The following is a 23,798-nucleotide window of genomic DNA, read 5'->3' on the forward strand; positions in this document are numbered from 1 at the left end:
TTTTTTCACCTCGCTTGTTCGTTATTTTTTCCATTTGTCAGACGGAATGATATGATGGCAAGGATGATAATAAGTACAAACAAGCAGAATGCTATTGATGCCCCATAGCCGAATTTATTTTGTTTGAAAGCGGTAATATATAAATACATGACACTTGTTAGTGTGGCATTATCAGGCCCACCCGCACCATTTGTCAGAGTATAAGGCTGGTCAAAGATTTGAATCCCTCCAATGAGGGAAGTAATAATTTGAAATATAATAATGGGTTTAAGCAAAGGAATGGTGATTCTGAAGAAGATTTGGGTCTTATTTGCTCCGTCAATCTGAGCCGCTTCGGAATAATCTGATGAAATTCCCTGCAACCCAGCAATATAAAGCAGCATGGAATAACCAAAATATTGAAAAAATAAAATAGTTGAGATCAAAAATCTCATAAAAACCGGGTTATTCTTCCAATCCACTGGATCCTCTATTAGGCCGAAGCTCGCAAGCATGTGGTTCACACTTCCCGATTGCCAATCAAACATTAAACTGACCAATAGGCCTATTGAAGCTGCTGTAACAATGTTTGGAAAGAAAAAGACAGCCCGAAAAAAGTCCTTCCCTTTCAGGAATCTCTCATTTAATATAACCGCCAAAACTAGACTCACTGTCAACTGCGGAATCACAGACGGGATCCAAATCATAAATGTGTTGAATAAAGATTGGTAAAATACAGAATCCGTTAATGCGCGAGTATAGTTAGCAGTACCAATAAATTCAGGTGGGCTCATACCGTCACTATTTGTAAAGCTCAAATAAAAAGAGTATAGGATTGGATAAATGTGAAACATCAGAAAGAGAATGAAGAATGGAGTAATAAATAAATATCCATAATTGTCTTTTCGAATTGGATTAGAAAACATAGTCAGCACACCACCTTCACGGGCAGACCCGGTGGCGGCCGGGTCTGCTAAATAAAATTTCAGTCTACGTTCAACTCCGGGAAGTCATGCTTCACATCTTCTTTAAATCTAGCGATCAACTCATCCCGTGATTTTATGTCGCCCTTCATGTACAACTGCACATCTTTTGTGAAAATAGTGTCGATGTCGCCGTCATATTTGGATCTGGTCACACTTGGGACTTTATCCCCTTCTATATTGAAGAACTCAAAATACTTTTGACCGCCTATAAAGTCATCTTTCACTTCCGGCGCTAACGCTGAATTTACCTCTTTATTACTTGTGAAATAAGTCTGCTCTTTGCCCAATTGTTTTAAGAAATCCTGGTCGAAAGAGTAGAAATTGATAAATTGCCATGCCGCATCTTGATTTTTGCTTTTGCTGTAAATGCCGTAGAATGTTCCGCCTCCATAAAAGGAACCCGGACCATGAGCCAATCCCCATTGCCCTGAAGTTTTAGGCGCATTTTTCTTTAGCACGTACTGCAAGTACCAAGTCGGCCCTGGATAAAACATGACTTCACCATTTTGCATGCTAGCATATTCTGCAGGACTGCCAGATTCGAATTTAGCAGTAACATTGGTATCATATGCTTTTTTGGCTACATCCAAGCCATCTAAACGTGCTTGATCGATGATTAATTTTCCGTCCCTAACCCACGGTTCTTTCACACTTCCATTATTTACCGTCATAATAGCATTCCAGTGCGCAAATGCATGGATCTTTCCATTGCTTTCTTGTACGACTTTTTGTCCAAGCTGCAGAACCTTATCCCACGATGAAATGGCCTCACTCACTTTATCTGGGTCATCTGTGCCTATGTATTGTTTGGCAAGATCTCGACGATAATAAAATCCGCCGGGTGTACCCTGATATCCAATCGCTTTGATATTACCTTTAGAATCTTTTTCGGTTGCTTGAATGTAAGGATATTGCTTAGTAATAAGATCTTTTGCATTAAATTGTGCCAAATCAGTTAAAGCCGGGTTATCAATAAATTTACGCACGAATGCATTCTCCATCGCAAAAACGTCTGGCGCTTTCGCCCCGGTTTGGAGAGCAGAATTCAATTTGGTCTGGTATTGATCTCCTGCAATATAAACAAAATTCACTTTAGTATCGGGGTATTTTTCTTGAAACTTCTGAATAGCATACTTAGCTTCGTCAGTAAAACTCCAAACGGTAATTTCTTTAGTGGAGCTGCTTTTCCTATTCGCACTATCGGCCGATTCATTCGTCGCCGTTGAAGAAGAGCATCCCGATATCATGATGGCTAAACCCATAAAACCAATCAAAACAGAAGAAGCAATTTGTTTGCGCATAAAGGACTGCACCATCCTTTAAATTTTTATTTTAAAAATTTATTTCAACTATTTTATAATGTACGCGCGTGCATTTTACTCAGTACGTCTTCCCCGCGAAGAAGCGGCTGGAACAGACGTTGACGCGCTTAAAAGTGAATTAGCTCGCTTTTTAGCGTCATTGTACCCGGTCCCTCTCGTCACGAACTTCGAGGATAAACCTGGCTTTGACCGCACATACACAATAAATTAGGCTTCTCTCCGAAGCCGTGTCGCCGTTCTAGCTGCCGTTTGGTAAACATCCCCCCTCCCCCGCAAACCCAGCCTGCAATATTGCTACGGGTTTCCTACTCCGTTCACATCGACGACTCAGCCAGCAGTTGCCCATCTTTATGGGACAGTGAACAGGAGCTTTTTTCGCCGTACCTCTCCAATTGTTTAGCCATTAGTGGTATGCTGCTTCCAAGCTGTAGCGATTGTGCACGTCCACATTCAACATCTTAACGCCGTGTGAACTTACTTGTTTGTAAGCGATTCCAAATAAGCCCATCGATGTTCGTCTCTTTTCAGCATCTTTCAGCTCATACTATTACACCAGGCCAATCAGAATTCAACGTCCGCTACTCATTTAAGTTGTTGGGCAGTTCATTTGAGGATATTTATATTAGGCACCATTTCGTAATATGCCAATTCATACTGAAAAATACTTACATAATTACTCTGTGTCCCATTTTGGTAGAAAAATCCGGTGCATCCACAAAGGCACCCCTGCACAAGGCGCACGACAGTGCTAACAAAGTGAAGTGCCGCTGGAATAGCCATAGGTTACAAGAACGGCCTTACTCCTCCGAAAGCGCCAATAGAAAGACCGGCAAGGATCGGACTAGCCGATAAAGATCCCCACGATCATCGCTGACAGCAGTGATGCAAGTGTCGCCGCGAACAACATCTTCAGACCAAAGCCTGCGACTACTTTCGCTTTCTCATCATCTATCGCTTTTACCGATCCGGCGATGATACCTATTGAGCTGAAATTCGCGAACGATATTAAGTAGGTCGAAACAATAGCGACAGTTCGGTCGGAGAAAATGGGAATCAACGGTTGAAATTGAAGCATGGCGACGAACTCGTTGATTACGATTTTGGTTCCCATAATGCCGCCGGCCTGGATCACTTCTTCCGCGGGAACACCGCTAAGATACACGAACGGTGCCAGAATGTAACCCAAAATTTCCTGCAGGTTCGTGCGAAAACCGAATAAGCCCGTTATATACTGAATAATTGCATTGACCAGTTCCATTGTAGCGATGAAGGCAATCAGCATCCCGGCTACGATGGCGGCAATCTTCAGACCGTCGAGCGCGCCGTCACCCATGGCTTCGAATATACTTCTCGGTTGTTCCACCTCATTGACGGTAATGACGTCCTCTTCCTTCGGCACCCGCACCGGCATGAGCAGGGATGAGATAATTAGCGCTGAGAACGCGTTTAACACCATCGCCACCAGGACAAACCGGGCGGGAACAAGTTCCATATAAGAGCCGCTGATCGACGCGGACACCGATCCCATCGCTGAAGCGCACACTATGAATAACCGTTCCTTGCTAAGTTGACGAAATTGCGATTTGATGGCTAACAGCGCCTCGGACTGTCCAAAAAACATCGAGTTCACAGCATTGAACGATTCGACCTTGGGCATGCCTGTGATCCTGGATAACAACCCGCCGAAAAAACGAATGACGACAGGCAGAACTTTTATGTAAGTCAAAATGGAGAGCAGAGTCGAAAAGAATACAATGACCAGCAGCACATTAAGGAAAAACACAAACGGTGCATCGGTAATGCCGCCAAACACAAAAGTAACACCGACTCCGGCAAAACGGATGAGTTCGTTAAACCCTGCCGATATCGTGTTTATGATGTCCTGACCGACCGCAGTATTCAACATAAACCATGCCAAGCCAAATTGCAGCACAAGCATGATCCCAATCGATTTATATTTGATGTTTTTCCTGTCGATTGACAACGCAAAGCACAATCCCAGAACAAATAATATGCCGACGAACCCTATCAGTGAACTCACCACGTTTCGCCTCCTCAATGCGCCTAAGGTTATAACTAGTGTGTCCAGTGATTGGGCAATTATGATTTGCCTGGCAGCACCGGTAGGCCGGGACTTGAATAGGCTGAAATATCAGTTCATTTTCCCTGACAAAGGAGATACGCCCTATGGCAACCTTTCAGTTCCCGGTCGGCATCCGCACCGCGTCGTTTACGGCTCCCCGTACGTCCATATATTATCCTGTAGTGTATGGGCTCCGCGACCAAACTGTGGAAGCATACTTGAATCGGACCATCGTTCAATCCGTGCAAGCATTACAGCAGGCGCAGCTCAAAGTGCAAACCGGCACCAATATGGAAATGACCGGACGGTATGAAATTAAGACGAATGAAAGAGGCATACTGAGCTTGATGCTGACCAACTACGCCTACTCCTACCCCATGGCGCATGGCTTCACCATAGCCAAGTCACTCACGTTTGACGTAAACACCGGGCAACTGTACGAGCTGCACAACTTGTTTCAACCCGGATCCAATTACCAGGAGCTTCTCGCTCGGCTCATTGCTGAACAAGTGAACGAGAGAGATATCCCCCTTTTGCAAGGACCGCCGTCCGTCCGTCCCGACCAAGACTATTACTTGGCCGATAAGGCATTGGTAATCTTTTACCAGCTGTATGAAATCTCCCCTTATTATGTCGGCTTCCCGATGTTCCCTATCTCCATTTATGAAGTCCAATCGATCGCTGCCGAGCCTGGACCTTTGAGCACGCTGTCGGCGGATGTGGTTTGACTGCCCGGGAACAGCATCGCGCATTCCATCTGAGGTGCTGAATTAGAATATTTGCCATGCTCGCTCATATACTTAGACGACGAAGGCAGCTTCAAGCCCGACGGCTTGAAACTGCCTTTTGTTTGTTCTGCTGTCGGCAGGCCGTGCGTGCATGTTGCCTATTGCTTCTGCAGCAGGCTGCGAAGGCTGCGCTCAACACAAAAAAGACGGCTGATAGCCGCCCCGCTTATGTTTGACGCTGGTTTAACGCTGATTGTGCATACTTCATATCCGTCATAATTTGCTCATTGGCGTTATAAGGGTGGTACCACCCTTTGTTCATCATGTAGCTGGTCACTCTGCCATGCATAGCAATGGTCTCTTCCAGCTGATCATGCAGCACCTGTCTCACTTCCGGTGTGGCAGCCTCGCTTAGTGCGAGCGCATAGCTTTTGATCCCGGTTTTCGCGGCAAACAACAGATCCGTAGCCAACACCTGATCCGTGAGGGGCTGCATTGCCGTCTTATTTTCTACGGTATTCATCCGGCGGTCACCTCCATTTTATGATTGCGTGCGTGATAAAAGAGTCTGCAGCGCATTCACGGCTCGCGATGATTGTTCTGCATCCTGCTGCATTAACGTACGCAGCTCTTCATCCTCGGCCAGCTTCTGCATGGTACTCGACTTCGTCATGCAAGTAGTCTTAAACATCATCAACTCGTGCAGTTCCATCGTCTCGTGCACCGCCAATTGTTCGGCCACTGTGGATCACCTCCCCTGCTTTGCCACAGCATAGAGTTTCCGACATCGACTGAAACTATGCACTTTGCACTGCGTCTGCGCGCAATCACAAATTTTCCATTGATTCCATCCAACCTGTTTAAACATCAGCAAACCGGGGTAATATACAATAAGTGGGAAGTGGTAATAAGTAATAATCAAACAGCGGACAACACGAGTTGTGATTCCGAAAGGTTGGTTGATACCATGTTCTCTCTCAAGAGGATGAAAAAACTAAAAGCTCTTCGACGCAAACAAGTTCTCTCAGAGCTTGGGAAAATACCGAAGCTGCTCAATGTTTCCTGAAATTTGAATGAATGTCGACGATAACAAATTACGGCTTCCCACGATAAAAGAACCCTACGCCGCTGCGCAGGGTTCTTGTTATGTCACAGATCATCACCGATTTTTTGGCTTGCGCACAAACGCCAGTGCGTCGCCGGCGACCGCCCGGGTCGAAACTAGAACGAGGGAAGTTGGTCCATGTCCTGTCTCTGGTCAGGCCTGAGCAAGTCCCGGCCATCCATGTTAAACACATGAACGCCCGTAATATGATTGAACTTGGTTTCTGCAAGGGCCTCGTCGAAATTCAGCTCCCGGCCAGACTCGAGCCGCACTGCAACAACGTTCCCGTCCGGCGTCGTTCTTGCTGCGACGACTCGTTCCCTTTTGTTGTACTGCGGGTTATTCTGGTTGCGCGATTGCACCTGGTCCCTGGGCCGCAGCTGATTGAATACTTGATGCCGCTCCCGGTCATCGTTTTGATTCACTCCATCCATATTGTACACACCTCCATCAAAGGATGCTCCTGCAAAAAAAGGCTGTCCTGTTCCGCTACAGTGAAATTTTCGTTTTCTCGGTGTCCGCCCATATATTTTTCACGGCTCTTCATGGTAGTACACTGGTAAATCCAAGCACTCATATTCCGCTGCATAATGCGCAGGCTAATACAAAAAAGGAGGTCTGCGAAATGCCGCTGGAGAACCAAAACTTTGTGAATCAATCCGAGAACGATGCCGAAACCAGGCTGGAAAATGACAACAGCAGAGACCTTAACTTAGTCAACGAGCAGCTCGTGGCTGATGCCAACGAGCCGGAGGCCGATGCGTGCCGGGAGCTGGAATAAGTTGTGCGGAATGAGCGAAACCGGCTGCGGCGCAGCCGGTTTGCTTAAACGACCAGCATTTGGCTATGACACCAGCATTCCTTTCATTTTAGCTATTGCAAAGCGTTGTTCCATTTGGCTATTTCATCAGCATTCCTTCATTTTGGCTATTACATCAGCATTCCTGTCATTCGGCGATCGCACAGCGCAGTTCCATTTGGCTATTAAACGGTATCCCTAACTTTTCGCGCCGCGCCGTCACCGAACTGTTGGCTCTTCACACGCCTTCTTATCTGATCGGAGAAAAGTTAGCGGCATACATAATCCTGCTCTCCTGCTTTTCCAACATCGGTCCGGCGATGGGCAAAAAGGTTTCCACCCATATGGGATCATTGTACAAAGCGGTTCTCCTCTCGGCTCGTTGGTCCAGCGTCTCGTACTCCCAGATATGTACAATTTGATTTAATTCCCCGATGTCCGTATACCAGTAGCCTATTAATTTGGCGTAGTTAGAGATGATCGGTATGCCGACGTCCTCAAAATGCTTAAGATATGCCTGCAATTTGCCAATTTTAATCGTATAAGTTCTCATTTCATAGACCATGGGCTTGATTCCTCCTTCGACTGTGTTTCACTGGTGGACGGACCTGAGCAGCATGCCGGTTTCTGAATCCGTTTACACCGCAAATTTTATCATCACTCTCGGCTGATTGACAAACTCTTTTGCCAGCGCATATCTTTGAACTTCTTTGCAACCGGCGCTGCCCACACCCGGTCCGCCTCGCACAGCGGGATGATGCCCGGCATCTTTAAAACGAGCCCGCGGAAGGATCTCGCTGTTTCGTGGTAGCGGCTTGCGTTGGGTCAGCTGCCCCGACAGCTCAACCAGAATACACCGGTCGATGTATCAAGCGCGCGCTGCCCGAGGGTGACGGTAAAATTCGATGCTGTCGATGAAGGTGAGCTGGTACGTGCGGCTGATGGTTTCCAAATCGTACAGTCGGCTGTCGCCCCTCTCGTTCTGCGCGAACACCACGTCGTGCCGCAGTATATCGGTTGTGATTTTTCCAATAAACTGGTGATCATACTCGGCATACGCTTTTGCAAAGTCTTCATTGAATTCCAGCAGTGTTTGGTACGACCGCTCGACCAAGGCATTGACCAACGTCAATTGTGTGCCTTCCTTAGCCACGGCCACGTAATAGTTACCCCGTTCATCTTTGATCAAATCCGTAAGCAGTCGAATGTCCATCCGCAAAATCTCCTCTCTTCGTCTTGCAGAGCGTTAACCTGTACCTGTGTACCACGGCATTATTACCTTATTCATTCTAGTACTTGTTGACTGAAAAATGAAACCCGCTCAGCGCCTAAACATTTGTTTATCCACGAGTTGGTGAATAATGCGAGCCATGTTTTTAGCCATCAGAGCGTCTGTTTCGTGAAATTGCACATACCGGTATCCATCGACTTCAGGTGTTATCCGTTTGCTCTTGGGATGTTCGAAAAAAGAGCTGCATACCAGGTCGTCCGGATCGGGCAGTTGGTCCGGCACCCATGAAAACAGATGCAAATCTTTGTTTTTTAGATACGGAAAAACCCCCAGGTCCGTCAGTTGATTCGGATTTAGTGTGATCCCCGTCTCTTCTCTCGTCTCACGGCAGCAGGCGTCAATCGGCAGCTCATCAGCTTCCTTCAGGCCCTTGGGCAGATCGTAGAATGAGTTGCCGGTGGAGTGGCAGGCCAGATAGGACCGGCCGTCTGTGATGAATGCTCCCACTGATGTGACTTTCATCGTGTTCCCTCCCTCCAGCTATTGTCCGGCCGCCACGTGCGGAATGGGCGGCCGGCAGTGGCGGTATCCACGCTATTGTCCGGGCGCCGCGTGCGGAATGGGCCGGCCGGCAGTGGCGGTACGCACGCTATTGTCCGACCGCCGCTTGTGCAAAGGGACCGCCGCGACACAGCTTAGCTCAACGATTTTAGGCATGTCGGCGCCGCTAATCTTCCCCAGCGACTTGCTGGGCTGCAGCCGTACTCGCTTCGTGATTCGCATTGCTCTGTGGATCTGCCGGGCCCTGACGCTGCGCCGGTTGCTGCTTCTGTGGCCGCTGTTGCTGCGCTGATTGCTGCTGTTCTGGCTCTTGCTGTTGCGGTGGCTGGTTCTGCGGCTGCTGCGGCGGCCGTTTCTGGGGCGCTGCTTGCTCCGTTTGTTGAGGGACTTCTTGTCTCATCTGCTGCATTTGCTGCTGCATCTGCTGCATCTTCGCTTTCATCTCAGCCTGCATTTTTTGAGCTTCCTTCGCGACCGCTGTTTGAATCATTTTTTCTAACTCTGCAGCTATTTTAGGATCTTTGAGCAGCGGCAGCATTGCGGTCGCCATTTCCGAACGCAAAGCGGGCGTGCCGGTAATGCCGCCGAATGCTTGAACATTTTGTTTCAACAGGCTTGTCCGTAGCACGTTGTCGTTCATTATGGCACTTGTAGTTTTCAGCGACAGCTCTTTGACGTTCTGCGAAGTCGCAGCATGATTCAATGCCAGAGCTTGCTCCTGCACATTTTGCTGTAAGATGACATTCCGCAGCTCCGCATCGGTGACCGCCTGTCTTCGGGAAGCAGCCTGAATCCGGGTGAGACTCCGGAGCTCATTAAAATCTTGGTTGATTCCGTCCAATACCGTCAATGTCGACTGTTTCAGCTGCTCTTGGCCTTTGGGGCTGCTCGTCATCATTCGATTCGTATTTATGTTTAATTCAACAAACTGCTCGCTTAATTGCGGATCGTTCATCATCATGTTCTGCTCGTCCATCGTATTTTGCAGTATGGAGCGTTTGGTTTGCTCGTCCTTGTTCATCACATCGATTCTGCCATCGGAAAAGGCTCTCTGCACCGACTCATCGTGTGCCATATTATTTGTCATGTCCTGCATGTTCATTTGCCCGTCGTCATTGCAACCAGCGAGTGCCGTAAGCGAACAAATTAGCGCAAGCAGGAAAGTTTTTTTCAATGGGATCCCCCTCCTTCAGATGTAAGTTTATTTTCACCCAGCGACGGTAAGAAAATAAATGCAATTGCTGGCTGACCACCGGGGGCAGGGAGCCGGCATCGCGGGAACAGGCTCAATAAAAAAATTCCCCGGCTCAACGCTGCAAGGATTCGACCACCGGCGGTGTTCGGATCTCAGCGGTAAGACGAGGATAATACACACAGCAGCAGCTGTGCAAAAATGCACATGCGCTAAATTACGTCCAATGATTGCGGCAGATCATAACGTCTGCTCACCTGTGCGAGCTCGTCATACACCTGCGCCGACAACGGTACACCATCCCGCAGACGTTCAGCCATCACTTCTTGTTCCATCTCGCCCGGCAAGTATATTTTCTCGACGCCCTCAACCAAAGGCACCTGCCGTATTTCACGAATCATACCGTCGACACGTGCCTTGAACTGCTCTAGCGGTTGAAACAAGTCGGCGCGCATTACCATGAAGAACTGGCCGACATTCTGATGCTCTTCAAAGTTGTTGTATAGATCGCTTATATGGGGCCCGTACCTCGCTCCTGTGAACAAGCCTGATAAAATATCGACCAGCATCGCGATCCCCGAGCCTTTGTGGCCACCGACAGGCAAAACCAATCCCTCGAGCGCTTCAGTGGCGTCGCTCGTGGGTTTCCCCTCTTTCGTAATCGCCCAGCCTACCGGGATGGATTGCTGATTTTTTTGTGCGTTAATGATTTTTCCTCTCGCTACGACGCTCGTCGCCATGTCAAACACAATATCCGTTTCTTCACCGGCTGGAATGCCGTAGGATATGGGGTTCGTCCCAAAAAATCTCTCCCGGCCTCCCCATGGAGCCATGTTAGCCCGGGCATTCGTCATGGCCAGTGCAATGCAATCGTTAGCAGCCGCATACATCGTATAATCGGCCAGCATGCCGCAGTGGTTGGAATGATAAATCCCAACTACGCCGATCCCGCTTTCCTTGGCCTTTCGCACCGCAAGTTCTATGCCTTTGGTAGCAGCAGCGATCCCCGAACAATTGCGCGCATCAAGAAGTGCGGACGCGGCCGACTCTCTAACTGTGAGCAAATCACACTGTTTATTAGTTAAGTCCAGGTCCAAACGTTTGGTGTAAATCGCTACCCGGCTCACTCCATGTGAATCCACACCCCTGAGATTAGCCAATACCAAGTGGCGGGCAATGACGTGGGACTGGTTCTCATCCAACCCCGAGCTGATAAAAATCCGGTACACAAAATCCTGCAATTGTTCCTTCTGAACTCGTACTACGTTAGTGCTCACGCGGTATCACCTCCTGGAGTGCCGCGGCTCCAACGCTTTCGAACACGCCCCTTTGGCGCATCAGTTCCCGGTACAGACCAGCGTGCGGCGCAAACGCCTCGCGGCCATGCAGCCAGAAATGATTGTTCAACACAACCAATTGACCGACCGGTAACCGGATGGGCAGCGTGCCGGCGCTGTTCTCCATCGATTCTTGAATCTCTTTTAGATATATTGCTTCTTCTATGTTTTGCGGATGGGTGCATTGATGGTTATAACGCATGCAGACGGCGTTATCCCGCTGATAGAAAGTGGGGTTGTGAACCGCACTGCTGACATTCTTGCTTCCTCTATCGGAGTAGTCATACTTATATATGTGGGACGCCAGCGGATGCGCGCTAAATCTCGCCAGATCCTCCCAGTCATCCAAATGCAAAAGGCGTGATTCTCCGCCAGCCGCGTTGTGCTCGACCAGTTTCATCATCAGAATCCAATCCGTCGGCTCATCCACGAAAATGCCGTCCGTATGCAGCTCCAGCACACGAAACGCCTGGCGGAGATATGTATCACTGTCATCCGTCTGCTGCACTGCAAACCTGGCGTAAAATTTGCCGGACATCGCGTCGTGATTCGGCACGCCCAGGTGGTGAGTTACTGCTGTGGCAAACTTTATATAATCATCGATACAGTCGGTTTGCTCCTCAAGTCCGATCGTAAATCCGCCGCTGCTGCGATCATGCAGAATGTCACGCAGCTCCTGCCGGAGAGCGGAGCCGAATATTTCCTGCAGCCGGGCAGATAGATAGAAGCGCTCGAACGGGACGTACTCAATTCTTTCAATCGTCATATGCTCCACCGCTTGCAGAAACTGCTTCACCGCTTGATTGCTCAGCTCGATATGCCGCAATCGCTTGTGCTGCGAATGCACGTTGATTTCATAGCTTTCTATCATGTTAAAGTGAGTCATGCGTCCTCTTCCTTTCCTCTCAAGGTTTCACAGGAATTTGCCAACTAAGGAATGATGACCGCTACAGCATTATCCTCCACGCTGGTTTCATAAGTCGCCACCCGTCGACTGCGGTCGGCCAAGCATTCGCCGGTTTTCACATCGAACTCCCAGCCGTGCCACGGGCAAGCGACAACCGGTTCATCGTGATCATGATACTCCCGTATCCGGCCGTTCGGCTGAATCGCTGCCTTTAAAGCGGGAAACACGCCGCCGCATAGGGGCCCGCCTTGGTGAGGACAAAGGTTGCGAAGGGCGTAAAAATTGCCGCGGGCGTAAACCACGCCAATGGATTTGCCTTCCAGGCTGACCACCTTGATCGTTCCCTCGACGAATTCATCCGTTTGACCAATCACGTGTTTTCCCATCGCTTGACGCCGCCCTTCCGCAGGTTAAATATTTTCATTGCATTACCGGCCAAAAATTTTGCTCTAGCCTCATTGTCCAGGAACGGCATACGAAAAGCGACGGAAGGATCGTCGTAATCGAAATGGGGATAATCGCTGGCGTACATGAAATGGTCGTACCCGTTAGCCATATCGAACACAGCCTGCAAGTGCCGCATCTGCTTCGGCATCTCAATCGGCTGGCTGCCGAAGTAGAATCGGTCGAGCATGTACTCGCTAGGTAGCGCTTTCAATAGTGGGGCTTCCAGTCGGCGTTTTAAGTAATACTCGTCAAGCCGATACATCATCATAGGCACCCAAAACAGTCCGGACTCCTGAAATACAAATTTCAGCTTTGGGTAACGCTCCGGAATACCCTGCATCAGCAAGCTTGTTAGCTGCACCATGTTGCTCACCGCGAAGCCTATCGAGTGCGACTCAATCAGCCTTTGAAAACCATCCGCTGGTGATGCGCCTTCCACCAGAGTCAAGCCCGGAGCGGAATGGAACACCATAGGCAGATCATGCCGCTCGGCAGCCTGATACACGGGATCGTACCGGATATCTCCGAGCGGCGGGTTAGCGCCGGAGCACATGAAACATACTCCGACGACGCCGGGGTGATGGGCCGTGCGATCGATGATTTTAGCGCCTTCCTCAGGGTCCTGCCAAGGTACTATGACCATCGTGTAGATTCCCGCGTCCGGATCGACCACTTTATCCAGCATATAATCGATGTAGCCGTTGCAGAGCGCAACTACGAGATCTCTCACCGGGGTGTGGCCCATGGCTATCAGGTGATTCGGCACAAATATGGACGCATCAATATTCAGCCGGTTCATCGCAGCTCTGATCTCACCGTCTTTGTTGGCACCGATCTGGTAGTTGTAGTCCATGTCTTCCCGCCTAATCCGGCCCTCCATCATTCTATCTCCAAGCGTCATCGGCAAAAGCCTGGTCGGACTCACCCCTTTAATCCGTGATTTCCAGACATCATCGACGTAGTCTGCCAGCTGGTCGATCGGCTCGAGGTAGTGTGCGTCGGTGTCGACGACCTTGAATCCTTTTAAAGCCATGTGTTTCAGGCTCCCTTCGTGTAACTATATGTGTTGAAAGCATATTTGTTGACAACCTATCGGGATAAATTATGCGGCAACTGTTTGTCATGTGTTGGTAAACATAGTTCATATTATTGAACTGCTGTTCAATTTAGAACCGTGTTTTCTCGCAATTTAGGTGAGAACGCGCAGAAAACCGCTTACCCGGCGGTAAGCGGTTCAGAGCGTCGACAAAGTGCCGAACGATATAGAAAACATTGCAGGCGGGTGTAACCAGCGGTTTCCGCATTACCCGAGGTATCTCGCCCATCAAGCTCAACACGTTGGAACTTTTCCGCCAACGCGCCGCGTGATTTGACCGGCCGTCTCTTTCACGTGCTGCACCAAGAACGCCACTTGCGAAGGGACTGCCCTATCGTTAGGAACGGAAATGACGATGCCGGCCGCCATACGTCCGAATTCGTCCATAATGGGAGCGCTAATGCCGACAATACCATCCATGTTTTCCTCATAGCTGATGGAGATCCCCGCAGACCGGATGGCTTTTAGGTGCTCCTTGAGTTCGGACGGCTCGGTAATCGTGCGTTTGGTCAGAGGTACCAGCGGCTTGTTCTCCAGGTAGCGGCTCAGATCGTGATCACTCATGTGCGCCAAAAACAATTTCCCTGTCGCTGTGCTGTACAGCTGCCTGCGAGAGCCGACAGGAATGTCGAACCTGATGGGGTGCGTCCCCTTCACGTTATCGATATATACCGTTTCCTCACCGCTCAGAATACCGAGATAAATATCCTCCCCCGTTTGTATACCCAGCGTGTCCAGATACGGTCTGGCTAACGGCTTCACTGTGAAATGATGTACTATCGAAGATGCAAGCTCAATCATCCCGCCGCCGATGGAGTACGTCTTCGCCCGGTCGTTGTAGCAGACATATCCATGAGCGTGCATTTGCTTTAACAAATTATGCATACTGCTTTTGGGTATGTCCTCGAATTGCGTAATAATCTCGGTGAACGATAGCCCTTCCGTTTTCTTGGATAGCAGGCGCAGTACAGCGAAGATCCGGCTGACGGTGCGAAATGTTCCATCTGGTTGGGCCATATAGTATCCACCTGCCACAATTCATAATTTGTAATCACATCCAATAAACTGAAGTTATCGGACAAATGAATTATTGTCAAGGTGTGTTGGGTTGATAAACCTGTAATACCCCTCATATTCATATGTAGGTGTGTATGTTGCGCCAAAGTGAGATTACACCTTTTCCCCATATAGGGCTCAGCAGTCTATTCACACCCGCAGTTTCGCCGGAATGACACCGGCTACCGCAGTAAATCATCCACCTTGGCTCTCATTGCCGATAGCGTGGTGCTCTTATACTGTAAGCCCAGCCGAAGCACTCTTATTTGTTGGCGGCGGGAGAGGCGTCTAAACCGGGGCTCCTGCTTCAAGAAGGATTTGATGATCGTCCAACTGCTGCCGGTTGGTATCATATCCCGCGCGTCATTGGGCAGCATTGGCAGCTGCAATCTAGACACCAGCGTAGATAAAGTCAATAACAGTTTATTTCCGTCCACGAGACAGGGAACTAGCTTATTTCTGGTATGCCTTTTGAGGTACTCATAATGGTTGTGTCCGCTTACAATAATGTAACCTTTGTTTTTCTTGTTTTTACGCACGATCAACAAATGCATACAATCCTGTGCCGCTTTGCGTAATTCGTGCGTGCGCTTGGTTAGTTTTCCAACAGGCCCGGGCATAATCTTACTAATAGGTACATATTGCACGGTGTACTTCAACTCGCAGCTCTCCTTCTACTTTTGCTTACCAGTTTATGCCTTGACATGTTAAAAGGGACGACGCGGCGCGCCTGATTTCGGGTTCCGCGAAGACTGCGCTGCAGGAAGACTTTCCGCCCCTTAGCACGCAGGACTAGCCGTTGAGAGGGCGACATGAGGCCGTTTGCACCATAAAAAAACACACCGCCAGAGTTGACGTGACGATGTGCGCCTAAGCTGCCCAGCTTCTTATACTTCAATCTCTGTCAACAATGAGGAATCGATCTGCTGCAGCGAGGATCTTCCTGAGATGGCTAACTGAAACTCCGTTTCCGCGACCAGGTTTTCTATGACTGATTTCACACCTATATGGCCGGCAGCAGCTAAGGCGTATGCGTAAGGACGCCCAACCAGCACCGCCGTAGCCCCGAGTGCCAAAGCCTTCAGGATGTCTGCTCCACGTCGGATGCCGCTGTCCATCACGATTGGAACATCCCCGCCTACCGCGTCCACAATTTCAGGCAGTGCCTCCAAAGTGGCAATCGCACCGTCGAGCTGTCTCCCGCCGTGATTGGAAACAATAATCCCATTCGCTCCATGTTCAATGGCCAAACGGGCATCATGCGGATGTGTCATTCCCTTGAGCAGCAGTGGCAGATCCGTCAGTTTACGTATTTCCGCAAAGTGTTCCCACGTGAAACAGGTATTATTGCCCTCGGACAGCGCCTTGAGTACTGCGGTTTTTTTGTCCTTCTCAGGTGGTTGTTCGAGCTTCGACCGAAACACGGGATCCGAGAAATAGTTCCCCATACCATGCCCTTCCAGAAAAGGGAGATATGCATTTCTCAGGTCCGTCTCCCGCCAGCCCAACATCGTGGAGTCTACAGTAACGACGATCGCCGAATAACCCGCCTTCTTCGCCCGATCCAGAAAGCTTCGAGTCAGCTCGAGATCTTTGGGCGGATACAGCTGGAACCAGCGTACGGCATCTTTCATCACGTCAGCCACTTCTTCCATCGAACGTGACGAGACATTGCTCAGCACGTACGGCACTCCGGCATCAGCGCATACCTTCGCCGGGATGATTTCGCCTTCGGGGTGCAATATGGAGTTCACGCCAATAGGCGCCAGCAAAAAAGGCACCGGGAATTTCCGGCCGAAAATTTCGATTGTTAAATCGCGCGTAGAAATATCGCAGCAAATACGCGGCCGGATACGGTACTTATCGAATGCCTTCCGGTTCGCAAGCATCGTGTCTCCTGCCCCCGCGCCGCCATGCACATAGCCGAACGGACCGGCTGCGAGTATATGCCTGGCTTTCTCTTCCCATTCATGGAATGCCACGGGCAGATGCCGGATAGCCAAGTCCGACTTTTCGTAGTAGTTCATCTGAATGCGTTCGCTGTCCAGCTTAACCAAGGCTATTGTCACTCCTTCTTTTGTTCAGCGGTTACCTTTGGATAGCTTACCGTATGTTGCACCGTTTCATTCGCCTGCTGCAAACAAAAAAACCGAATGGTCCGCTTGTCCAAGCTTCGTCCATCCGACGGGTTGCAGTCAACATGATTGAAGAGTGCGCAATAACGTATTATTTATTTATCAAGCGCGTGCCAGCTTCCTCTTGGCAGCATCGCAAAACTGCCGCAGCCCTTGCTCCACGATAGATCTTGGGCAGGCCAAATTAATGCGCAGCCAGCCCTCGCCTTCCGTGCCAAAAACAGAACCTTCGCTGAACGCCACTTTCGCATCATGGAACATCAGCTCTTTCAACCCCTGGATGTCCAAGCCAAGTCCCCGGCAGTCCACCCACAGCAAGTACGTGCCTTCCGGCCTGAGCGGCTTGACTTGCGGCAAATGTGCCTGTAAATAATCGATCCCGTAATCAAGGTTCCCTTTGACATACTCCAGCATTTCATCCAGCCAATCCGCACCTTCCCTGTACGCGGCCTCAACCGCATCCTGTGCGAAATGCTGAGCCATGTGCAGACTTAGCGTTTTCAGCCGGCGTTCGATTTTGCGCTTTAAGCTCGCGTTGGATGCTACGATAAATGATGTATGCAGTCCCGGTAAATTGAAAGTTTTTGTAGCTGCAAGGCAAGTGACCGTTACATTCGCAATCTCCGGGGAAAGTGACGCGAAAGGAACGTGCCGATGTCCCGGGAACGTTAAGTCGCAATGAATCTCATCGGATATGACGGTCACCTCATACCGCAGGCAGAGCTCGCCTAGCCGAATCAGCTCGTCGCGGTCCCAAACACGCCCGCCCGGATTGTGGGGACTGCAGAGCAGCAGCAGCCTCGCTCCGGATTTGAACAACGATTCCAAATGCTCGTAATCCATCTCAAAGCGTCCGTTGCGAAGCAACAGCGGATTTTTTGCTACCACCCGGCCATTGCTTTCAATTACGTCGTAGAACGGATAATACACGGGTGACTGAATGACCACCGGTGCGCCGGGCTCGCTGAACAGCTCCACCGCCAAACTCAGTGATGTGACGATGCTAGGCGAGTCTGTGATCCAACTTGGCTGTATTTCCCAGTTATGGCGCTGCCGGAACCAATCCACAATCGCATCAAAGTAGCTGTCGGTGTGGATCGCGTAACCATACACGCCCAGGTCGGCACGCCTTTTCAGTATTTCACGGACTGCAGGCGGACTGGGAAAATCCATGTCTGCCACCCACATAGGGAGCACATCAGGTGCACCAAACAGCTGCTGGCCTTGGTCCCATTTATAAGAGCGCGTATTCCGCCTGTCAATCAACTCATCAAAATTAAATGCCACGATAAATCACCTCAATTTCGTTTTTAAGATTATACCATTAAACCCCGGTGTTGACTTTAGTTTCAATAGATCCGTCACTGGCGCCTATAATGACCATGTCGGCCATGTTGACAAACAGACCGTTTTCCACGACCCCGGGTATCAAGTTCAACTGCCTATGCAGTTCCTCGGGTGCTTCCAGCGCTGCAAACTGGCAGTCAAGAATATAGTTTCCATTATCTGTTACAAAGGGGCTGCCATGCACCTGGCGAAGCACGGGCTCACAACCGAATCCGCTGATCTGGCGGCGGGTGATCTGCCAACCGAACGGGACCACCTCCACAGGCAGCGGGAACTGTCCGAGAGCGGGCACATATTTGCTGTTGTCGACGACGACGATGAAACGGCGCGAGATCGAGGCTGCCATTTTTTCGCGCAATAGTGCGCCGCCGCCACCTTTGATCAGCTGAAAGTCCGGGTTGACTTCATCCGCGCCGTCGATGGTTAAATCCAATTCGCTCACTTCCGACAGGGCAATCAATGGAATGCCCAACTGCCGAGCGATTTTTTCGGTTTCCGCCGATGTGGGAGCACCTCGTATGCGCAGCCCGCTTTGCACCAATTCTCCAATCTTCTGCAGACTCCAGTAAACGGTGGAGCCCGTCCCCAAGCCTAGCAGCATTCCGTCCTCCACATAGTTCACCGCGGCTTCTCCGGCCAACCGTTTGCTGTCCATAGGTCATCCTTCCCTTAGCAGAATGTTAGTCACCATTTTACAACATGGGGCGGATACATTGCCAATGGACAGTAACGTATTGCCTTTATTAGCGCTGCCTAATCGGTCCGCGAAAGCTGGCTGTTCGCGCACCTGCGTTGCCGGCAGCGCGCCGGGGCTGCTACAGCGCGCCGGCGGTTGACGCCCCACGCACGCTTGATGCCGACGCGGCGGGATTCGCTTCTTTTCCCCGGTGGAGCTCATACATTTGATAGTACAAGCCGCCTGCAGCTATGAGCTCATCGTGGGTACCGCGTTCCGCAATCTCGCCGTGGTGCAGAACTAGTATCAGGTCGGCACTCTTAATAGTGGACAGTCTATGTGCAATAACGAACGTTGTTCTGCCCTTCTTCACAACGTCCAATGCGTCTTGTATAACCGCTTCGGTCTCCGTGTCGATGTTCGAGGTCGCTTCATCCAGAATAAGAATCGCCGGGTCAAAGGCTAGCGCACGGGCAAACGAAATCAATTGCCGTTGGCCGGCGGACAATGTGCTTCCTTTTTCAAGCACCGGTTCATCGATGCCGCCGGGCAGGTGCGCCAGAGCGCGATCCCCACCTACGTCCCGCAATGCTTTCTCTATCCGTTCACGTGAGATCCCGGGGTGGTTGAGCGATATGTTCGAGGCAATGGTGCCTGTAAAAAGGAACGGGTCCTGCAGCACAATGCCCATGTGTTGGCGCAGCGTCTGCCGCGGTATCGCTCGAGTCTCCACCCCGTCAATTGTAATCGCGCCGGAATCTATATCGTAGAATCGAAAGAGCAAATTAAGAATCGAGCTTTTCCCCGACCCGGTATGTCCGACAAGTGCTACCGTCTGGCCCTGTCTTGCTTCGAATGAAATGCCTTTTAACACAGGCTCGCCCGCTGTATAAGAAAACCACACATTGTCGAACTTAACATTCCCTGCGTAGCGCGGCATGGTTTCGCCGGATACCTCTTCTCCCTCCTCCCCCATCAGCACAAACACGCGCTCCGCGCTGACAAATGCCTGCTCCATATTCGGCAGCTGATTCACAATGTTCACGATCGGCTGGAACATCCGGTTCAACAGATCAACAAAGGCATACAGTACGCCCAGCGAAATCCCGCCGGCTATGATATCGAGAGAGACGCCCGAAAAATACCAAATCATTGCGACAAACGCGATGTTTCTGAAGACGCCGACCAGGTTGTGCGAAGTGAGAGAGTTAAGATGCAGCATTTTGTTGCGAAAATTGAAATAGCGCAGATTGAATCGTTCAAACTCATCTTGCTGTTTCTGCTCCCGGCGAAAAGCCTGGATAATCGGCATGCCCTGAATGGATTCGTTGATCATCGCATTCATATCAGAGAGCGTTGTCCGGATTACCCGGTTGTAATGCGCAGCGAATTTTCGATAAATCACTATCCATACGGCGAGCACCGGGATGATCAACGCACACATAAGCGCCAATCGCACATCAAGCAACAACATGGCTCCGAGAATGGCTAGCATATACAGCGCACCTGAAAAAAAGTTAGCCAGCACCGTCACATACAGATCCTTAATCGCCTCGGTGTCGTTCGTTATCCTCGAAACCACTTTGCCTGCAGGCAAATTATCGAAATAGCGGATAGGAAGACGGTTAATATGCGAGAAGACGTCATCCCTCATTTTCTGGATAATTCTATTCGCCGATGCCTGCAGCCAATAGCGCTGTCCGTAGCTGAACAATGCCGACACTGCCAACAGGGCCAAGTAAATCAGAGACAGGTCCACTATCGCTGCAATTTCCGGTTTGTAAAAAGCAAACAGTTGGTCGGCCGTGAGTCGCCTCGCACTATACTGGGCGGTATTATCGGCTGCAGCTATGGTGATCACAGCTTCTCCATCCTGGCCCACAGACACGGAGCGCGGACCGTCCTCGCGGATACCACCAGGCACGAAAAAGAAGTCGCGGCCGATCTGCAGCACCCTCGCTTGGCCCTGCCGGTCGCTCATCGGCACCCGGTCTTCCCGACTCCAAAAAGCGCCAGCGTACGGCACGCTATGTGGACCGGCACTCTGCACCTGGTACCATGGTCTCTGGATGCCGGCTATGTGTTCATCGATGATACGCTTGGCGATAAACGGACCGCTTAGCTCCGTGCCGATCGCCACAGCCAGCATGAGCAGCGCGGCTAGGATCGTCTTCCAATACAGCATTGCATATTGAAACAGCTTCCGGCCCGGCCGGGCCCGCCGCACTTCGTCGCGGTCGATCTCCATTTCCAAATCCTCGCTCATTGTCGTCCCCCCTCGACTGCCTATCAGAAATACCGCTGTCTTGTTCGATTGTTTAGTCATGTCGCTGACTAAGAGAGCTTGAGATTAGGCGCGCTTGCGGGTTCAGCACAGCTCCCGCACACCTGCCGCCTGCTGGCGCTCCCACTGCGCGCGGTACCAGCCGCCGAGCTTCAACAGCGTCTCGTGTGCACCTTCCTCAATCACTCGACCGCCGTCCAGAACGATAATATGATCAGCGTGCTGCACAGCCGACAGGCGGTGCGTGGCGATCAGTGTCGTTTTACCTTGTCGGGATGACCTTATGTTGGAGATGATTTCAGCCTCTGTTCTAGCGTCCACCGCGGATAAGGCATCATCCAGGATCAAAATTTGCGGGTCGGTCACCAACGCCCGGGCGATGGATATGCGCTGCTTTTGCCCGCCCGACAGCGCCACGCCTTTCTCGCCTACCACCGTCTCCAGCCCTTTCGGCAAGAACTGCAAATCTTTTTCGAACGCAGACAACTGTAATGCTCTGGCCAATTCCCCTGATGAAGTATCGCCTGCGGCGAATAGAATATTTTCCCGTATCGTCCCGGAGAATAAGAAAGGAGTTTGCGGCACGTAGCCGATCCATCCTTTCAAATCATCCAAAGCTATCTCTGTGAGCCGCTCCCCGGAGATATGAATTTGGCCGTCACCCATCGGGTACTCCCGGAGCAGCTGTTTGATCAGTGTCGTTTTTCCGCTGCCCGTGCGGCCTACGATGCCGAGCGTACCGCCGCGTTGCAGACTGAGCGTTAAACAGCTGAGATTATATGCCTCCGAAGCAGGGTACCGGAACGTAACCTTATCGAAGTGGATGTCGCCCGGCTGATCAAGCCGGATTGGATGTGCCGATTCCTGTATGTCAGCAGGACTTGATAATATCTCGTTGACCCGATCTAATGACGCGTTGCCGCGCTGCATGATGTTGATCAGCTCGCCAATGGCAAACATCGGCCAAATCAACATCCCGAGATAGACGTTGAAAGTGACTAGAGCGCCGACGGTCAACTCACTGTGGAACACAAGATAAGCGCCATAGCCGAGACCGATGAGGTAGCTGGCGGCAACCACGATTTTAATGGTGGGCTCGAAGAGCGCGTCGATCCTGGCGACGGAGATATTCTTGTTAAGCACATCGGACGTCACCGCACGAAAATCCCGCTCCGCCGCCCGCTCCTGCACGAATGCACGGATTACACGGGTGCCTGAGACCGTTTCCAGAACGCCGTCATTCATACGGCCGAAAGCGTCCTGGGCTAGTTTAAACCGCTGGTGCATCCATTTTCCGTACAATTGTACGGTGACAGCCAGAATTGGAAGCGGAACAACGGCGGCCAGGGTCAATTTCCACGATATGAGAACCGACATAACGGTAATTAACGTCAATACCCACACAGTTGAATCCACCAGCGTCAAAATCCCCAAGCCGGCGGTCATCGCGACATCCTTTAGATCATTGGTCGCCCGCGCCATCAGGTCACCCGTCCGGTGTTTTTCATAGAACCCAGGCGTCATTGCAAGAAAATGCCGCATCAGGCTGGACCGCAGCAGCCGTTCCACCACGAACGCGCCGCCAAATAACCGATACATCCAAATGTACGTTATGACATAAATGACGACGGTCAGCCCCCCGATCAGGAGCAGAGTTTCTGTGACCAATTCCCAGCTCAGCGTGCCTTGCTGTATCCTGTCCATCATATCCCCTACGATTTTGGGAGGCATGATCTCAATCACGCCAGCTATTATAAGCAGAGAAATCGCGATGGTGTAGCGCTTCCATTCCAATTGAAAAAACCAGCCTAACTTTCCTAGCACTGCAAGCATACAGTTGTTCTCTCCTCTCCGAAGCAGCTTACATTAACTAGTTGCAATGTTAACTCATGGTTTATGCGGCAAAAAGGGAAAAAACGCGTTTAAAAAAACTTGGCCGGTTTTACCAGGGGCTCCTTGGCATTCAGCACGGGAAGTCTCTCGCTGTGGGCTTGCGCGGTCATGTAGGTTTTACACGTAGAAATAAAAAACCTTACTTCTGCATCGGAGTAAGGTTGTTTAGTAGGGGTATAAATGTGCGTATGCAATCGTCATGAAACCTATTTGGAACAATTAGGACCATTTGCATTGCGCGTCGTGGACCGCTTCTTTTCTCCAAGCAAACTGCGCATAAGCCGCTGCCGAAAAAAAGCTGCATCCTAGTCGATGTATCCGGCTAGTCCCTTTTCCATCAAATAATCCATTTCGGATTCCAAGATCGTCTCAACGGTCAGCTCGTCCAATTTCACATCCGGCCGCGCTAACACATAATCCACCAGCTCATCACTGTCGATGTCTACTTCACCCTTAGCGTCGGCCGTTGCGTTGTTTATGAACGACTCAGCGTGTTTCAAAACCAGCTGAATACTCTCGGGATCGGCATTCGTCCGGCTTACTATGTAGTCGACCAGCTCCTGCTCATTAACCTTCCCACTCATTGTATCGCTCCTCCCTCCTGAACGTCTTCATGCCATTTTACCATAATTTA

At 50.4% G+C, this 23,798-nt stretch carries 24 protein-coding genes; 2 read left to right on the plus strand and 22 right to left on the minus strand.

What is annotated here, in order from left to right:
• Nucleotides 1-5: 5 nt before the first annotated feature.
• The 3 genes from CBW46_RS04450 to CBW46_RS04460 form a co-directional block, all read right to left on the minus strand.
• Entirely contained in the window at nt 6-905 is a 900-nt protein-coding gene (locus tag CBW46_RS04450; RefSeq protein ID WP_089198818.1) for a carbohydrate ABC transporter permease, read from the minus strand.
• 59 nt (nt 906-964) lie between these two features.
• Nucleotides 965-2,266 (minus strand): ABC transporter substrate-binding protein, encoded by a 1,302-nt coding sequence (locus tag CBW46_RS04455; protein ID WP_165842191.1) that lies wholly within the window; start codon nt 2,264-2,266, stop codon nt 965-967.
• 862 nt (nt 2,267-3,128) lie between these two features.
• Complete coding sequence (locus CBW46_RS04460) at nt 3,129-4,328, minus strand: NupC/NupG family nucleoside CNT transporter (RefSeq protein WP_089199323.1); 1,200 nt, start codon at nt 4,326-4,328, stop codon at nt 3,129-3,131.
• Between the two features lie 146 nt (nt 4,329-4,474).
• On the opposite strand from CBW46_RS04460, the gene CBW46_RS04465 reads away from it, so the two are divergent.
• Entirely contained in the window at nt 4,475-5,098 is a 624-nt protein-coding gene (locus CBW46_RS04465) for a DUF3298 and DUF4163 domain-containing protein (RefSeq protein WP_089198820.1), read from the plus strand.
• Nucleotides 5,099-5,324: 226 nt separating this feature from the next.
• Here CBW46_RS04465 and CBW46_RS04470 read toward each other — a convergent pair whose 3' ends face one another.
• The 3 genes from CBW46_RS04470 to CBW46_RS04480 form a co-directional block, all read right to left on the minus strand.
• Entirely contained in the window at nt 5,325-5,621 is a 297-nt protein-coding gene (locus CBW46_RS04470) for a spore coat protein (RefSeq protein ID WP_089198821.1), read from the minus strand.
• A gap of 18 nt (nt 5,622-5,639) precedes the next feature.
• The gene (locus CBW46_RS04475) at nt 5,640-5,810 is read right to left on the minus strand and encodes a spore coat protein (RefSeq protein WP_165842219.1); all 171 of its coding nucleotides are present in this window, start codon (nt 5,808-5,810) and stop codon (nt 5,640-5,642) included.
• Nucleotides 5,811-6,319: 509 nt separating this feature from the next.
• Nucleotides 6,320-6,637: a DUF3892 domain-containing protein gene (locus CBW46_RS04480; RefSeq protein WP_089198823.1), complete on the minus strand. Its 318-nt coding sequence runs from the start codon at nt 6,635-6,637 to the stop codon at nt 6,320-6,322.
• 191 nt (nt 6,638-6,828) lie between these two features.
• On the opposite strand from CBW46_RS04480, the gene CBW46_RS21185 reads away from it, so the two are divergent.
• Entirely contained in the window at nt 6,829-6,984 is a 156-nt protein-coding gene (locus CBW46_RS21185; RefSeq protein ID WP_165842192.1) for a hypothetical protein, read from the plus strand.
• A 268-nt stretch (nt 6,985-7,252) separates the two neighbouring features.
• Here the strand turns inward: CBW46_RS21185 and CBW46_RS04490 are convergent, their stop codons facing one another.
• The 16 genes from CBW46_RS04490 to CBW46_RS04565 all read right to left on the minus strand — a co-directional run bounded on the left by CBW46_RS04490 (nt 7,253) and on the right by CBW46_RS04565 (nt 23,748).
• Nucleotides 7,253-7,567, minus strand: a complete 315-nt coding sequence (locus CBW46_RS04490) for an NIPSNAP family protein (protein ID WP_089198825.1) — start codon at nt 7,565-7,567, stop codon at nt 7,253-7,255.
• Nucleotides 7,568-7,870: 303 nt separating this feature from the next.
• A complete protein-coding gene (locus CBW46_RS04495; RefSeq protein WP_089198826.1) occupies nt 7,871-8,215 on the minus strand; it encodes a hypothetical protein in 345 nt (114 codons plus the stop codon).
• Nucleotides 8,216-8,323: 108 nt separating this feature from the next.
• Nucleotides 8,324-8,755 (minus strand): NUDIX domain-containing protein, encoded by a 432-nt coding sequence (locus CBW46_RS04500; protein ID WP_089198827.1) that lies wholly within the window; start codon nt 8,753-8,755, stop codon nt 8,324-8,326.
• 205 nt (nt 8,756-8,960) lie between these two features.
• Nucleotides 8,961-9,968 (minus strand): hypothetical protein, encoded by a 1,008-nt coding sequence (locus tag CBW46_RS04505; RefSeq protein WP_089198828.1) that lies wholly within the window; start codon nt 9,966-9,968, stop codon nt 8,961-8,963.
• A 230-nt stretch (nt 9,969-10,198) separates the two neighbouring features.
• The gene (locus tag CBW46_RS04510) at nt 10,199-11,263 is read right to left on the minus strand and encodes an Ldh family oxidoreductase (protein ID WP_089198829.1); all 1,065 of its coding nucleotides are present in this window, start codon (nt 11,261-11,263) and stop codon (nt 10,199-10,201) included.
• Complete coding sequence (glaH, locus tag CBW46_RS04515; RefSeq protein WP_089198830.1) at nt 11,253-12,209, minus strand: glutarate dioxygenase GlaH; 957 nt, start codon at nt 12,207-12,209, stop codon at nt 11,253-11,255. Before glaH ends, CBW46_RS04510 begins: the two co-directional genes overlap by 11 nt.
• Nucleotides 12,210-12,253: 44 nt before the next feature.
• Complete coding sequence (locus CBW46_RS04520) at nt 12,254-12,616, minus strand: Rieske (2Fe-2S) protein (RefSeq protein WP_089198831.1); 363 nt, start codon at nt 12,614-12,616, stop codon at nt 12,254-12,256.
• Entirely contained in the window at nt 12,601-13,710 is a 1,110-nt protein-coding gene (locus CBW46_RS04525) for an amidohydrolase family protein (protein ID WP_089198832.1), read from the minus strand. The genes CBW46_RS04520 and CBW46_RS04525 overlap by 16 nt, the downstream gene beginning before the upstream one ends.
• Nucleotides 13,711-14,007: 297 nt before the next feature.
• The gene (locus CBW46_RS04530; RefSeq protein WP_089198833.1) at nt 14,008-14,790 is read right to left on the minus strand and encodes an IclR family transcriptional regulator; all 783 of its coding nucleotides are present in this window, start codon (nt 14,788-14,790) and stop codon (nt 14,008-14,010) included.
• 221 nt (nt 14,791-15,011) lie between these two features.
• Nucleotides 15,012-15,488 carry a hypothetical protein gene (locus tag CBW46_RS04535; RefSeq protein WP_089198834.1) on the minus strand — a complete coding sequence of 159 codons (477 nt, stop codon included), beginning with the start codon at nt 15,486-15,488 and terminating at the stop codon, nt 15,012-15,014.
• A 228-nt stretch (nt 15,489-15,716) separates the two neighbouring features.
• Nucleotides 15,717-16,886 (minus strand): alpha-hydroxy-acid oxidizing protein, encoded by a 1,170-nt coding sequence (locus tag CBW46_RS04540; protein ID WP_341538166.1) that lies wholly within the window; start codon nt 16,884-16,886, stop codon nt 15,717-15,719.
• A 180-nt stretch (nt 16,887-17,066) separates the two neighbouring features.
• Entirely contained in the window at nt 17,067-18,251 is a 1,185-nt protein-coding gene (locus tag CBW46_RS04545; protein WP_089198835.1) for a MalY/PatB family protein, read from the minus strand.
• A gap of 37 nt (nt 18,252-18,288) precedes the next feature.
• On the minus strand, nt 18,289-18,966 hold the full coding sequence (rpiA, locus tag CBW46_RS04550) for a ribose-5-phosphate isomerase RpiA (protein ID WP_089198836.1): 678 nt from the start codon (nt 18,964-18,966) through the stop codon (nt 18,289-18,291).
• 160 nt (nt 18,967-19,126) lie between these two features.
• Nucleotides 19,127-21,253 carry an ABC transporter ATP-binding protein gene (locus tag CBW46_RS04555; RefSeq protein WP_089198837.1) on the minus strand — a complete coding sequence of 709 codons (2,127 nt, stop codon included), beginning with the start codon at nt 21,251-21,253 and terminating at the stop codon, nt 19,127-19,129.
• A gap of 102 nt (nt 21,254-21,355) precedes the next feature.
• Nucleotides 21,356-23,104 carry an ABC transporter ATP-binding protein gene (locus CBW46_RS04560; RefSeq protein ID WP_089198838.1) on the minus strand — a complete coding sequence of 583 codons (1,749 nt, stop codon included), beginning with the start codon at nt 23,102-23,104 and terminating at the stop codon, nt 21,356-21,358.
• A gap of 365 nt (nt 23,105-23,469) precedes the next feature.
• Nucleotides 23,470-23,748 (minus strand): hypothetical protein, encoded by a 279-nt coding sequence (locus CBW46_RS04565; protein WP_089198839.1) that lies wholly within the window; start codon nt 23,746-23,748, stop codon nt 23,470-23,472.
• Between the last annotated feature and the right edge of the window lie 50 nt (nt 23,749-23,798).

It is taken from the genome of Paenibacillus xerothermodurans (assembly GCF_002220865.2).
In the GTDB taxonomy this organism is placed as follows: domain Bacteria; phylum Bacillota; class Bacilli; order Paenibacillales; family NBRC-103111; genus Paenibacillus_S; species Paenibacillus_S xerothermodurans.